12 protein-coding genes and 1 pseudogene are annotated in these 13,098 nt (G+C 44.5%); all 13 read right to left on the reverse strand.

Features of this window, described 5'->3' with window-relative positions:
- Positions 1-118: 118 nt before the first annotated feature.
- Positions 119-469: a four helix bundle protein gene (locus BSZ32_RS05735; RefSeq protein WP_105042547.1), complete on the reverse strand. Its 351-nt coding sequence runs from the start codon at positions 467-469 to the stop codon at positions 119-121.
- A gap of 204 nt (positions 470-673) precedes the next feature.
- Positions 674-1,789, reverse strand: coding sequence for a GDP-mannose 4,6-dehydratase (gmd, locus tag BSZ32_RS05740; protein ID WP_105042548.1), 1,116 nt, complete (start codon positions 1,787-1,789; stop codon positions 674-676).
- A 471-nt stretch (positions 1,790-2,260) separates the two neighbouring features.
- Positions 2,261-3,604, reverse strand: a complete 1,344-nt coding sequence (locus tag BSZ32_RS05745; RefSeq protein ID WP_105042549.1) for a nucleotide sugar dehydrogenase — start codon at positions 3,602-3,604, stop codon at positions 2,261-2,263.
- 576 nt (positions 3,605-4,180) lie between these two features.
- Entirely contained in the window at positions 4,181-4,954 is a 774-nt protein-coding gene (locus BSZ32_RS05755; RefSeq protein ID WP_105042551.1) for a glycosyltransferase family 2 protein, read from the reverse strand.
- Between the two features lie 3 nt (positions 4,955-4,957).
- Complete coding sequence (locus BSZ32_RS05760; RefSeq protein ID WP_105042552.1) at positions 4,958-5,812, reverse strand: sulfotransferase family protein; 855 nt, start codon at positions 5,810-5,812, stop codon at positions 4,958-4,960.
- Positions 5,813-5,821: 9 nt separating this feature from the next.
- The gene (locus BSZ32_RS05765; RefSeq protein WP_105042553.1) at positions 5,822-6,367 is read right to left on the reverse strand and encodes a WcaF family extracellular polysaccharide biosynthesis acetyltransferase; all 546 of its coding nucleotides are present in this window, start codon (positions 6,365-6,367) and stop codon (positions 5,822-5,824) included.
- Positions 6,368-6,477: 110 nt separating this feature from the next.
- Positions 6,478-6,768 (reverse strand): glycosyltransferase, encoded by a 291-nt coding sequence (locus BSZ32_RS05770; protein WP_105042554.1) that lies wholly within the window; start codon positions 6,766-6,768, stop codon positions 6,478-6,480.
- Position 6,769: 1 nt separating this feature from the next.
- Positions 6,770-7,120: pseudogene (locus BSZ32_RS05775) on the reverse strand (polysaccharide biosynthesis protein); the annotation flags it as partial.
- Positions 7,121-7,315: 195 nt separating this feature from the next.
- Positions 7,316-8,167, reverse strand: coding sequence for a sulfotransferase family protein (locus tag BSZ32_RS05780; protein ID WP_105042555.1), 852 nt, complete (start codon positions 8,165-8,167; stop codon positions 7,316-7,318).
- 152 nt (positions 8,168-8,319) lie between these two features.
- Positions 8,320-9,552 (reverse strand): glycosyltransferase, encoded by a 1,233-nt coding sequence (locus tag BSZ32_RS05790; protein WP_105042557.1) that lies wholly within the window; start codon positions 9,550-9,552, stop codon positions 8,320-8,322.
- Positions 9,504-10,643 carry a glycosyltransferase gene (locus BSZ32_RS05795; RefSeq protein ID WP_105042558.1) on the reverse strand — a complete coding sequence of 380 codons (1,140 nt, stop codon included), beginning with the start codon at positions 10,641-10,643 and terminating at the stop codon, positions 9,504-9,506. The genes BSZ32_RS05790 and BSZ32_RS05795 overlap by 49 nt, the downstream gene beginning before the upstream one ends.
- Positions 10,640-11,812, reverse strand: coding sequence for a GumK N-terminal domain-containing glycosyltransferase (locus tag BSZ32_RS05800; protein ID WP_105042559.1), 1,173 nt, complete (start codon positions 11,810-11,812; stop codon positions 10,640-10,642). The genes BSZ32_RS05795 and BSZ32_RS05800 overlap by 4 nt, the downstream gene beginning before the upstream one ends.
- Entirely contained in the window at positions 11,809-13,095 is a 1,287-nt protein-coding gene (locus BSZ32_RS05805; protein WP_129589614.1) for an O-antigen ligase family protein, read from the reverse strand. The genes BSZ32_RS05800 and BSZ32_RS05805 overlap by 4 nt, the downstream gene beginning before the upstream one ends.
- Positions 13,096-13,098 lie beyond the last annotated feature (3 nt).

Raw genomic sequence — 13,098 nt, forward strand, 5'->3', positions numbered from 1 at the left:
TAGCTTCACTCTGATGATTGATGATTGATGGCTGATTTAAGATTTAAGACATTCATCTTCCGTCTTCCGTCTTCCGTCTTCCGTCTTCCGTCTTCCGTCTTCCGTCTTCCATCTTCCATCATTTCCTTAGATATTTGGCGAAGCCGGCTAGCTGTTTGGAGATGCTTTCACAGTGCGCACAGCGTAATTCAGCAATTGAAGGCTCAACGAAACCTAATTTTACAGCTAAATAGTACATACTCCGCACTTCGCCGCACGAGCCTTTTGCTATGTCCAGAAAACGGGCGAAATCAGCTGGAGTTTGGCGCTCAGCGCCTTCCGCGACATTATTCGAGACTGACACTGCCGCGCGCTTTATCTGGTCACAAAATCCATAGTCACGAACCTCTTTAAAGTCAGAGTACACAGAGAACGCAATATCTTGCGCCATTTGCCAAACCTCCATTTCTTCGAATCGTTTACCACTCATTTTGTTGATTATTGATGTCAGATCTAAGATTAAAGATATTTGATTTAAGATGTCTGATCTAAGATTAAAGATGTTTGATGTTTGATTTAAAATGTCAGATTTAAGATCCAGGATTTAAGAGTCTTCCCTCTTCCCTCTTCCCTCTTCCCTCTTCCCTCTTCCCTCTTCCCTCTTCCATCTTCCATCTTCCATCAAAAATGACACTTACTCAGTCGTGACACTCACCACGTGCCCATGAGCTTTCAATAAAGTATGAGCCTTAGCCTGCTGGACGTCATTTTGAACCATTTCAGCACACATCTCTTCGACTGTGATTTCAGGTACCCATCCGAGCTTTTCTTTGGCGTAGCTAGGGTCACCGAGGAGAGTTTCCACTTCCGCTGGTCGGAAATAGCGTGGATCCACTTTGACTATCACCTCACCCACTTTAACGCCTGGTGCTTTCTCGCGATCGACATTGGTAACAGTTGCAACTTCATTTAGACCTTCACCTGTGAATTCAAGCTCGATACCGGCTTCTTTGGCTGACATCTTTACGAATGCACGCACAGAAATTTGCTTACCTGTCGCAATCACAAAGTCTTCTGGAGTGTCTTGCTGAAGCATCATCCACTGCATCCGCACGTAGTCCTTGGCATGGCCCCAGTCGCGTAGCGCGTCCATGTTTCCTAGGTAGAGGCATTGCTCTAATCCTTGAGAAATGTTGGCAACTGCACGGGTGATCTTACGCGTCACAAATGTCTCACCGCGGCGTGGTGACTCGTGGTTGAACAAAATGCCATTACAGGCATAGATCCCGTAGGATTCACGATAGTTCACTGCAATCCAGTAGGCGTACATCTTTGCCACGGCATAGGGTGAACGCGGGTGGAATGGTGTCTTCTCCGTCTGCGGAATTTCTTGAACTTCACCATAGAGCTCAGAGGTCGATGCTTGGTAAAACTTTGTCTTCTTTTCTAGACCTAAAAAGCGAATCGCTTCAAGTAATCGAAGGGTGCCTAGCGCGTCGACATCCGCGGTGTACTCGGGAACCTCAAAGGAAACCGCCACGTGCGACTGAGCTCCGAGATTGTACACCTCATCCGGCTCCACGTCCTTCATGATTCGAATGAGGTTCGAAGAATCCGTCAAATCTCCGTAATGAAGATGGAACCGTGAGTTCTCAATATGCGGATCTTGGTAAATGTGATCAACGCGTGCAGTGTTGAACGACGATGCACGGCGTTTGATACCATGCACTTCGTATCCCTTTTCTAAAAGAAGTTCCGCGAGATACGATCCGTCCTGGCCTGTGATACCAGTAATAAGGGCTTTTTTCATAAATAAAGAGGTGTGGCCAATTTCTACCAAAATTGATGAGGAACCGATAAACCATTCGAGCGTTTAAATCTACCAAATTCTATCTAACATAAAAAAATCGCACCATATAGGGAAGGAGCATATAAAATCGGGACTGCTGAGCTCGACTCAGCTCTGATGGATGGATGTGGCACGTCACATGGGGTGCGCAGCTGAGTAGCCTGGGCTAGAAACGATGAAACCCCACCGCGCTCGTCAAGCCGAGCCAGCCGCAAAGCGGTGTCGAGCCACACGCACTCCAAACCACTGCAACGGAATCCGTTAAATCAGCGTAATCCGCGCCAAGAACTCGTTTCATCAACCAAGGGCTCCATCAGTCCGGCTCTGAAAACTGAACTCTGCTAACTGAACACTTAGTTATCTTAATTATTCATTGGAGCGCAGCGACTACCCGCAGGGCTCTTCTAGCCGAGCTGGGGCTCGGCGCTCCAATCAAGGTTTGCCTACCCCCGAGGCATTGAAGCCAATCGACTCAAGCTTCGGAAGATCCAGAATATTTCGTCCGTCAAAAATATGCGCGGGCTTTACCATGCTTTGGTAGATCGCTGAGTAGTCGAGGTCTTTAAATTCATCCCATTCGGTCAGCACCAGGACTGCATGCGCATCCTTGGCTGCCTCTTCTGCTGAGCTGGCGATTTTTACAGATTCGTTTGTGAGTTGTTTGATTTCAGCAGCTGGCACCTGCGGATCATAGACCACGATGTCTGCCCCCTCTTCGAGAAGGTCGCGACAAATATAAATGGCGGCCGATTCACGGGTGTCGTTGGTGTCCTTCTTGAAGGCGAACCCGAGCACTGCGATCCGCTTGCCTTGGAGAGTATTAAACAAACTATGAATCACCTTACGGCTGAATCGCTTGCGCTGATATTCATTCATGGTGATCACTTGATTCCAATACTCAGCCACCTCAGGTAAGCCAAAATGCCCAGATAGGTAGACAAGGTTCAGAATGTCTTTTTGGAAGCAAGACCCACCAAAACCAACAGAGGATTTGAGAAACTTTGGCCCGATCCGGCTATCCATACCAATGGCATTCGCCACCTCCTCGACATCTGCTCCTGATGCTTCACAGACTGCGGAAATGGCATTGATTGAGGAAACTCGCTGGGCGAGGAATGCGTTGGCCACAAGCTTAGATAGCTCGGACGACCAGACATTGGTGGTGACAATCTTCTCACGTGGAACCCAACGGTTGTACACATCGACCACGGTCTGCACCGCCTTCTTACCGGATTCCGTAGAATCCCCACCGATAAGAACCCGGTCCGGATTCTCAAGGTCGGTAATAGCAGTGCCTTCTGCTAGGAATTCTGGGTTCGATAGAATCTCGAAGAGATGGCCTTTTTCATAGCCTTCGAAAACACTCTTCACCAGCTCAGCTGTCCGAACAGGAACCGTGGACTTCTCAATCACGATTTTAGGACCGTCACAGGCTTCAGCAATCATCCGGGCACAGCCTTCGATATATCCAAGCTCCGGTGCCTGGCCTGCGCCAATGCCATAATTCTTCGTGGGTGTGCCTACGGAAATAAAGATGATGTCCGCCAATTTGATGTGTGACTTCACCTCGGTCGAGAACGTCAGGTTTTTGCCACGTCGATCTTCGACGATCTCTTGCAGGCCTGGCTCGTAGATTGGCAAGCAATCCGAATTCCAAGCTGCAATCCGAGCTTCATTTAAATCTACAACAGCCACATCGATGTCGTGACACTTCTTGGCGATCATCGCCATTGTCGGGCCACCTACGTAGCCCGCTCCTATACAACAAATTTTCATTATTTTACTTTTGTGGGGTGAGAGCCATTCGGCTACTAGAAAAAGGTCTATGCAGCTTCTACGGACCTTCTCGTTAGTGCGCCACAAAATAAACTAACACTTTTTAGCGTTAGAAAAAATCCACTGCTAGAGTGATCTCATATCCAATCAAGAAGAACACTGTGCTACAAATGAGGAGAGAGTCGCTGCGCTCCAGATGGAAGATGAGAAAGTGCCGGGAGCGCCAAGCCCCAGCTTGGCTCGTGCACATAAGTGTCGCTGCGCTCCATTTGTGATTCTCGACTCTACCGAGCTGGGGCTCGGCGCTCCGGCCTCTTCCATCTAGCTGGCTCTGAAAACTGAACACTGAAAACTTCCCCCGCTTCAACAACCCAAGCAACTTTAGCCAATTCCGTCCTTTCTGTAAATTCTGTGGTTGGAGCTAGTTTCATCTAGCTGGCTCTGAACTCGCTTCATCGACCAAGGACTCCATCTAGCTAGCCCCCTTGACCAATGACCGCCCGCAGGGCTCCTTCATCAACCCAAGCAACTTTAGCCCAATTCCGTCCTTTCTGTAAATTCTGTGGTAAAAAACGGCTACCTCCGGAAAAACTGTGGGATTTTAGAAAGGTTCTTCCACAGCAAGGTGGTTAGCCCCAAGCCATTCTTCTGCATCACAGAATAATCTTCTTTCGATTTCTGGATGATACTCTTCAGGTTCCGATTGCTCACTCCGCCGGTCCGCATCATCATCAGCACTTTAGGCAAGTAGGCGGCCTTGAGTTCGTGCTTCCACAGGTAGCGGACCATGCTGTCGTAATCCGCTGCAATTTGGTACTGGATATCGAAGCCTCCAAGCTCCTCGTAATATTTTCGTCGCATATAGAACGCAGGATGCGGCGGCATCCACCCCTTTTTAAAGTTTTGCCTATCATACTCCCCACTCGACCAATGACGGACGACGCGAAAGCGCTCTTTTTCCTTTCCCCTTTCTCCTTTATCCTCAGAGGCAGTCACATACTCCAAATCGCCGTACGCTGCATCAACAGACTCATCTTCAAACATCTTAGCCACCGATGAAAGAACCGCCTCGCCCGGATAAAAATCATCGGAATGCAATAAGCCGATCACCTCGCCTGTCGCAAGCCCAAGTCCTTTATTCAGGGCATCGTAGATCCCCTTGTCGGGCTCAGAAACTAGGATGTCTGGCTGGCGCGAGGCCGCAGCAAGAACCTCTAGGGTTTTGTCAGTCGAACCGCCATCCACAACCACCCACTCGATGTCAGCATAATCCTGGGCAGCCATTGTCTCGCAGGCCGCCCCCATTGTCTTCTCGCGATTATACACCGCCGTGATGATGCTAATTTTCATACGCTATTTAGACGATTCGTCGTCTTGATTTAGCCAGCACATCGTAGGCTCTAACCACGGCTTCATTTTCTCAAGAACATTCACCTTAGCTTCAGACCTCCTGTAGTTAGTCTGTTCTCTGTTGAATTTTTCATCGAAGGCTCGATCAACTTCAACAGAAGCGGGCAAGTCAGCAAACTCGATAATCTCTCTCATCTTTTCAGAAGTTAAATCCTCTAACCGAACCTCCATATACTGACACACAGGTAGCTTCCTCCCGAAGTGACACGCTTGTTCCACACAGGTTTTCCATTGGATCGCTGAAATTTCGGCTATTGAAAAAGCATCTAACATTTTAGACATCCCAGGGAGTACTGGCCCCCAATACACACGAGGCTTACCACTCGAAGGTAACAGCCTCTTCATGAACTGCATTCCATATTTGGGAATTTGAGACAAGGATAGTTCTTTCAACCGTTGGCCAATACGCACACCTGTAAACCCTGAAGTATTCGTCTCCCAGTGCCTCATAATTGATAGACTCGACTCGTAACCATCCCTAACAATATGAATGTATTTACCATCTGGAAATACATCATACACAAAAGGAACGCGTAAACAGTTTTGAGGAGTCTTCTCTAAAATATATTTTTTACACGATTTCTTAAGAGCTGCATCAAAACCTTGGCGGGTATCACTCACATCTTTTTTTGAATAATTACAGTCCACAAAATCTCCATAAAACTTCGCGAAACGCCTCCATAGAGGAGTTGGTTCTACCATGTAATGGACATCAGGGTGGCTCGACAAAAGATCTCCCAGAATCGTGGTTCCACTTCTCGGAGCTCCCAAAATGACAATAGGATTATTTTTCTTCATAAACTTAAATCAGTCTCTAATTTGCTCACGCGTACTTATTAATTTCACAGGATTACCTCCGTACACCGACCACGGTTTAAGGTTTTTTACAGCAACTCCGCGAGCTGCCAATACAGCACCTTCGCCAACAACCACTCCTGGTCCCACAAAAGAATCGGCACAAATCCATACTTTATCCTCTATCGTGATAGGAGCTTTAATAAGAGTCATCGCGGGGTCACGAAAATCATGACTGCCACCACAAAGATGTGCTCTTTGTGAAATAATGACTTTATCTCCAATATAAATTGAACCTAAATTATAAATCACCGCATCATTCCCAACAGCACACCAATCTCCAATATTAAGATTCCAAGGGATAAATATTTTCGCAGAAGGGTGTATCCTGACGTGCTTGCCAACACTGGCTCCAAACAACCTAAGCATAGAGCGTCTCCACCCCCAGCATAGCCTCGGACTCAACCTGAATAGCGGGCTCAACATAAACCAAAAACACCGGACAAGCAGTTCAGACTTGCTCCATTTCTTAATTTTTCTATTCCTTAAAACGTCCATAACTAAACCTTACTAGATTAATCTATTTTCTATTAGTAATATTGAGCCCTCATTTTTTCCTCTCACCATAGTTAAACACCAAGTTGAAATTAAAAAATGTGTCACAAGTCCTATCGTAAAATACGTTGGTAGAATGCTTCCATTGATTTAGCAATGCCCGACCAGCAAAAATCTACCTCAATCCATTCACGGCCACGCTCCCCCATTTCAAGATACTTAGCTTCATCTGCAATAACACGGTGGAATGTCGCTTCTAAGTCATCAACATTAGGCTCACACCACCAGCCGCATTGATTCTCCACAAGTCCCTGCCACGGAGTGCCCGTAGTAGTTAGCACCGGCGTCATCGAAGCCAGCGCCTCAGCCACTACAATGCCAAAGTTTTCACTATAGGTTGGCATTCTTCACGCCGTTAGCAATACATGCATTCAGCGTATTTTCAGTACCTAACACATTGGTGCGTACTGCCTCAATAGGGTAAAACTCGCAGCTTGGTACTTGCTTCAGAGCAGCAGCACTAAAGACATAATCTACCCCGCGCATCGCCGCATTCAGAGAATCAAACGAACGAACATCTCCAATATAGAACTTCAACTTATCGTTGTTGTACTTCAACCGCATGTCATGCTGCTTCTTCTCATCTCGACTAAAAATGCGAATTTCCCCGATGTCAGTATTTAGAAAGCGGTCTAGAGTAGCATTACCAAAAGATCCTGTGCCCCCAGTTATTAAAAGCGTTTTATCTGTGAACATAATTTGGTTAGTTTCTATATATATATCGATTAGGAAATCAAATATCTTTTTAAATATTTTAGCTCTAGATTGTAGTCTGGCAGTCCGATTTATTTTAGCCAAGGTGAGCACTTTGGACTGCCGCATAAAATAAAGCAGCACGCTAAACATTGCCCGCGATCTTAAAGCTCGACCAATACTATTACTTTAACTCGATTAATCGTCAGTATCACGCTGTCCAAGCCAAGACATTGTTGGAGATAGCCACGGCTCCATACTAGCTAACACTTTTTTATTAGCTCCAGATTTCCTGTAACTCGTTTGCTTGGAGTTAAACTTTTGTAGGAATGCCTCATGCACCTCGTCAGAGGCAGGCAATTCAGTAAACTCAATTATCTCTTTCAATTTTGCTGAAGTAAGATCTTCTAATCTCACTTCCATATACTGACCTTTTGGTAGTTTCCTTCCAAAATGGCATGCTTGTTCCACACATATCTTCCACTGTATTGCCGATATTTCTGCTATCGAAAACGCATCCAACATTTTAGACATCCCAGGAAGCACTGGTCCCCAATAAACTCGAGGCTTCCCTCTACTCGGCATCAGCCTCTTGATAAATTGTATTCCGTACTTAGGAATTTGAGATAAGGACAATTCTTTCAGACGTTGACCTATGCGAACGCCAGTAAAACCGGTTGTATATGCCTGCCAATGCTTCATTATTGACAAGCTAGATTCATAACCATCTCGAACAATATGTATATACTTCGCATTAGGAAACACATCGTAGACAAATGGAACTCTAAGGCAATTTTGTGGGGTTTTCTCTAAAATAGTTTTTTTACCTGAGTTAAGATGAGACTGCTCAAATACTTGCCGAGTCTTCAACACCTGTTTAGAAGTATAGTCAGAAGCAACGAAATCACCGCGAAATTTAGCATATTTACGCCAAAGCGGCGTTGGTTCCACTAGATAGTGCACGTCGGGGTGCTTAGACAATATGTCCCCCAAAATTGAAGTCCCGCTCCTTGGGGCTCCTAAAATCACAATAGGTTTACTTTTCTTCATTCTCAAATATAGGGTTTCGTTGGTTAACTAATTTTACTGAATTCTCTCCATATACAGACCAAGATTCTAGATCTTTTACTGCCACCCCTCTCACGGCGAGTTCACGGCTAGTCCATATCTGAAACTTTCTATTATATTTAACATCCATAGTTTTATCTTTCCTCATTCAGATATTTCAACATTTTACCAAATTCGACCTCCTGAAAAGAAGGAGTATACCTAGCTAAAATCGATGCTCTGCAAGAATCCGGACAAATTACGCCCTCATTAATCAGCTTCACAGTCCTTCCAATTTTTGACACTAAAGACGCAATGCTACCGTAATCATAGAAACCTCCAGATACAGCATCCTCGATAGCCTCGAATTCAGGCATTTGTTCAGAAAATTTATTATGAGTCACCACTGGGGTACCGTATATCAAAGAATGCATCGCAGTGAGACCCACTTCACCAGGAGACACACATATATCCGCCATCATCAACATTGGAGCCAAAATTTCATTGTCATAGCAAGCTCCATAAAAGCACACTCTTTCTGCTAAACCCAGATTACTCACTAGCAATTCAAGCTTAGTTTTTTCAGTCCCATCACCGATTACTAGCAATTTGAAAACTTGCTCAGAGTCATTCAGTTGAGATAGTGCCTCCATGAGCATATGCAACTTTTTGGGCGGTTCTAAGCGACCAACAAACACCAGCACATTATCATTGGCATCATAGTTCATTTTTCTGTATGCAGCTGCCTCATCGCTACTCTGAGAATAAATCCGATTTTGTTGCTCACAGTCTAAAGAATTGTTAATGACAAATGCTTGAGCCTCAGGATAGCCCTGTCTGACTAGGTTATTTCGTCCAAACCTCCCGTATAGTAGTATGGCATGAGCCATACGATAAAATGTCATCCTAAATGCCATTTTGAAAAAACTTTCATTCCCGTACACCCCGTGAGTCCAATAAACGACCTTTTTCCCACGTAGCTTTGAGATTATAGAGGCAAACCAAGTGCTAATTCTATATGCATCCCCCCAGTAAACCATAACATCGTGTTCCGATTTCATAGCAACGGAAACCAACCCGCGCTGCCAAAAACAGATATTCTTGATCGATATATTCTTCAGCCTATACCAGCAGACCCCACCATTATCGTAGTCACCATTACAAAATTTAGAATCTAGCAGTACCACACCTTTTTTATCCTCAACTGAATCTGCGTAGATAGCCAATTTGTAGCCATTCGCTTGCTCATCACTCATCGCTTTGAAAGCGGCATGACGGTATTGAGCGAAGCGATCAGGTACCAAGCCTACTGATAGTTTACTAACTTTAATAGTCATTCTTATTTGTCCTTCATGGTTAATGCCCTTAGCTTTCTCACGCCCGAGCATATAGCGTATTCACTTTTATATGATTCAAAAACTTCATTTCTATTATCTGTCACTTCAGTCAGCGATTGCTTAAAATCAGTCACATCCTCAAAGATGCTGAAGACTCTCTCAGTTAGTTGCTCAAACCCGTATTCATTGCCCTTACGGCAAAGAACCGGCAAACCATGTCGGAGCCCATCGAAATTACGCACCTTAATACCACTTCCAATCGATGAAGGGTTGATAAAAACATCCGACACCTCCAACAAATCATCCATGGACTCAGGATTCGCTATTAGTGAGACAGCTTCAAGGCCGTCACAGGCGTCAATTAAATCTATATGTGGATTTCGACCAGCTATAATCAATTCATAGTCAATCTCGTCCATACTTGGAAGCACCTCATTCACAAACCAAAGGGCTCCCTCATAACCCTTCCTGACAGAAAGGTTTCCAGTGATGATCATCCTGACTCTTGGAGCTGTATTCTTGTCTCTTTTTCTAACCTTAAGCTCCTGACAGTCTTCATGATAACCAATCACCTCACACTTTTTCTCACCCGCATTTCCATAAGCGTCAGACAAATCATGCTTGTCTTTCTCCGTAAAAGTCAGATTCATATCGCACTGTTTCCAGCCAGCTCCCTGATTATAATCAATCACTCTGTTTATCAGTATCCTTTGATACCATGGCATTTTAGTGTCAGCATAATACTTCCTCTCGAAATTATGATGAAGCATCACTACTTTCACATTAGTAAAGCGATTTTTAACTACAGCAGCAAACCTCCCTAGCATAGAGCCGTCTAAGAACACATGCGAAACTCCAACCATCAATGTTTCTAAATTGGTATCTACATAAGGCGTATATCGATCTCTGCAAATACCTCGTAAAAAATAGACGGCCTTATCCAGCTTATTACGTTGATCCAGTAGCACCAAATCCTCTACCCCATGATCACGGACAATAGATTCTGAGCCCGAGGGTATCACAGCCCTCACCTGCCCGTCAAAAACCGAAAACACCATTTTAAGAAAGTTTAACGAGGCTATAGATCCTCCCGTCGACTCCCCGAGTGGGTGCATTGTAATAAATAAAACTTTATGCTTCATAAGCCAGCAAGCTGAATAAATGTTTTTTTGAAATGCGCCCAATCTCTCTCGGAAAAGTCATACGCATATTGTACGGGTTCAGAATCTTTAAGTTCACAAACAGCTTGAGCAAATCGCTCGACAGAGTCAGTGACATAGACCCCCTCTTCTCTCAGGCTAACATCTAGATTGAGCCCCACAATGGGTTTATTAGCGCACATGGCCTGCATCACCTTCCCATGCATACCGAGAGGCCTTTCCGACCATCCATCAGGATATGGGATCATCACAACTTCGGTATTCGTTATATACTCTGGCACTCTCTCTGGATCCACTCCCTCAATGTAGGTAATGTTACTATAATTATTCACAGTCACTGTAAGTTCAGCTGTAAGCTTTTCAGGGCAGATAACTACAACATTCAGGTCATTATCCAGTTCCGCTAATGCAAAGATAGCCCTCCAGTTCGGCACGTGTCCTCCAAGATAGCAAGCAGAAGGCTTAGATAGTAATTCCTTTGGGCACTGGCACTTCTCTCTAAAACTCTCAATATCTATCCCATTTGGCAAAATAAATGTCCTTGAAGTATCTAGATCATAGCCATTTTTCATATATAGCTCCCGACCTAGCTCATTCACTAAAAGCACTTTGTCTGCCAATTGCACAATCTTACGCTCTGCAGCGATCAAAAATGGATCTTTTCTTAAAGCTCCTATACAAGGGTCTGATGGCCTGTAAATAAAGGGTGTGTTAGGGTACCGTTTTTTAAGAGCGCTAAAAGCACACACCGAAGTCCCACTTTCAATGATCACACATTTAGGAGCAGGAAACATACGCTTGCACTTTTTCGCTAATAGCACATTAGACAACAGCTTCATCTTCATATTGAACTTAGCCATCAGCCCTTTCCTTAAAAAACCTGGTATCTCTATATTTAGCGCGGTAAAATTCACAAGTTCATTTTCCATCCACTTGAAATGCTTACCACCCATCAGAGCTTTCCAGTTTTTAAAGCAATTTATCTCGTCCTTATTAAGGAAAGCCGCATAGAGCGGTCTAGAATGGGCAGCAAAACCCACATCGTATCCAGCTTCCAACAAGGATTCACCTATTTTGTGAAAGCCAGCCAGACGTTTAGACTTCCAATCATGAAAAGACACAATCAATACGGATTCACGTACAGTGCTCATGCTGCTCCCTTCCTAGTTTTCATCGCCTGGTATGGCTCATGACTCACGTAGGCCAGAAGCAAGGCGAAAACCCATATAAATGGCATATGTAGATACACATACTCAGTATTATGCCCAGCACCCAAAAGAATAAACAGACCTATTGTAGCCATCCACCGGTTGTATTTATAGCCTCGATACAGCACGCGTATTTGAAGCGCAATATAGCCGAGCGCTCCTACTATCCCAATTTCACCTAAAAGAAGAAGGTACACATTATGGGGAGAACCAATGCCTGCTCTTTTCGCACTCCCCAGCATTAGTTTTTTCCGGGGAGAATAGTTACCTAAGCCCACGCCCAAATAATGACTCTTTTTAGCAATCGCGATAGCTTGGGCTCCGCGGACATCACGGCCAGCCAAATCAAATGCATCTCCTTTAAAATAATCCACTCTTTTACGCCATTGCTCTACAACATCAGGCTTAAGGTAAAGGAAGCCAGCTCCTCCAAATAAGACACCTCCTAACATCAGTATTCGTACATAGAACCCACCCCCCTTCGAGTTAGCTTCCTTCAAAAAAGGTGTTGATAGGGCTAGGAGGTAGCATGCCATCATTAAAGTGGTTCCACGCGACTGAGTGATCACTGTTGCGATGAAAGATATTGCCAGTATTCCCCAGAAAAAAAATGGACGTTTGATAAATAACAGCGCAGACAGCAAGGCACAAAGGAAAATAAACACACTCGTTCCTGTAGCTTTCCCTACAGTACTTCCTATGCGGCTAGCTTCACCGATTCTACCTACTTCATTGCCAGTGCTCTCGCTAACATATGTAAGAAACCCTAATCCATAGAGAAGCACTTGTAGAACTATTGCAAAAAAAGGAATCAGTATAATCCAGCGCAGTAACACACCCTGAAAGGGAGTGAAGCGAATACAACTCACTAGTAAAAATGGAAGAGCTGTGTATATACCTGTTAATATAGCACTAGCCTCAGACGCTTTCGCTAGTGGTATAGAAATTAGACCGAAGATTAAAAAGAAAACGCAGAACCCAATCATCGCTGGGTTCTTTTTTGTTTTTGTTATAATAGGGACAAACAGAATACTTACGGTAAGTAAGCTTAGGTCTATAGCGTAATCACCAACTTCATAACAGAGATAGTTTTGGTAGATTGCGGTGGGAACTACACTGGTCACCACAGTAGCTAGCAAAATCAATAACAACGGATAAGCCTCAGAGAAGCCTTTGGAAGTCTTCCCGTAGCGGTAAAGATTTAGTAATTCTTGGCGGATATTCATATT

It is taken from the genome of Rubritalea profundi (assembly GCF_002954445.1).
GTDB classification, from domain to species: Bacteria; Verrucomicrobiota; Verrucomicrobiia; order Verrucomicrobiales; family Akkermansiaceae; genus Rubritalea; species Rubritalea profundi.

What these genes read in the sequence shown, in the direction of transcription:
- BSZ32_RS05735 (WP_105042547.1), bottom strand. Translation starts at nt 469, where the DNA reads ATGAGTGGTAAACGATTCGAAGAAATGGAGGTTTGGCAAATGGCGCAA.
- gmd (WP_105042548.1), bottom strand. Translation starts at nt 1,789, where the DNA reads ATGAAAAAAGCCCTTATTACTGGTATCACAGGCCAGGACGGATCGTAT.
- BSZ32_RS05745 (WP_105042549.1), bottom strand. Translation starts at nt 3,604, where the DNA reads ATGAAAATTTGTTGTATAGGAGCGGGCTACGTAGGTGGCCCGACAATG.
- BSZ32_RS05755 (WP_105042551.1), bottom strand. Translation starts at nt 4,954, where the DNA reads ATGAAAATTAGCATCATCACGGCGGTGTATAATCGCGAGAAGACAATG.
- BSZ32_RS05760 (WP_105042552.1), bottom strand. Translation starts at nt 5,812, where the DNA reads ATGAAGAAAAATAATCCTATTGTCATTTTGGGAGCTCCGAGAAGTGGA.
- BSZ32_RS05765 (WP_105042553.1), bottom strand. Translation starts at nt 6,367, where the DNA reads ATGGACGTTTTAAGGAATAGAAAAATTAAGAAATGGAGCAAGTCTGAA.
- BSZ32_RS05770 (WP_105042554.1), bottom strand. Translation starts at nt 6,768, where the DNA reads ATGCCAACCTATAGTGAAAACTTTGGCATTGTAGTGGCTGAGGCGCTG.
- BSZ32_RS05780 (WP_105042555.1), bottom strand. Translation starts at nt 8,167, where the DNA reads ATGAAGAAAAGTAAACCTATTGTGATTTTAGGAGCCCCAAGGAGCGGG.
- BSZ32_RS05790 (WP_105042557.1), bottom strand. Translation starts at nt 9,552, where the DNA reads ATGCTCGGGCGTGAGAAAGCTAAGGGCATTAACCATGAAGGACAAATA.
- BSZ32_RS05795 (WP_105042558.1), bottom strand. Translation starts at nt 10,643, where the DNA reads ATGAAGCATAAAGTTTTATTTATTACAATGCACCCACTCGGGGAGTCG.
- BSZ32_RS05800 (WP_105042559.1), bottom strand. Translation starts at nt 11,812, where the DNA reads ATGAGCACTGTACGTGAATCCGTATTGATTGTGTCTTTTCATGATTGG.
- BSZ32_RS05805 (WP_129589614.1), bottom strand. Translation starts at nt 13,095, where the DNA reads ATGAATATCCGCCAAGAATTACTAAATCTTTACCGCTACGGGAAGACT.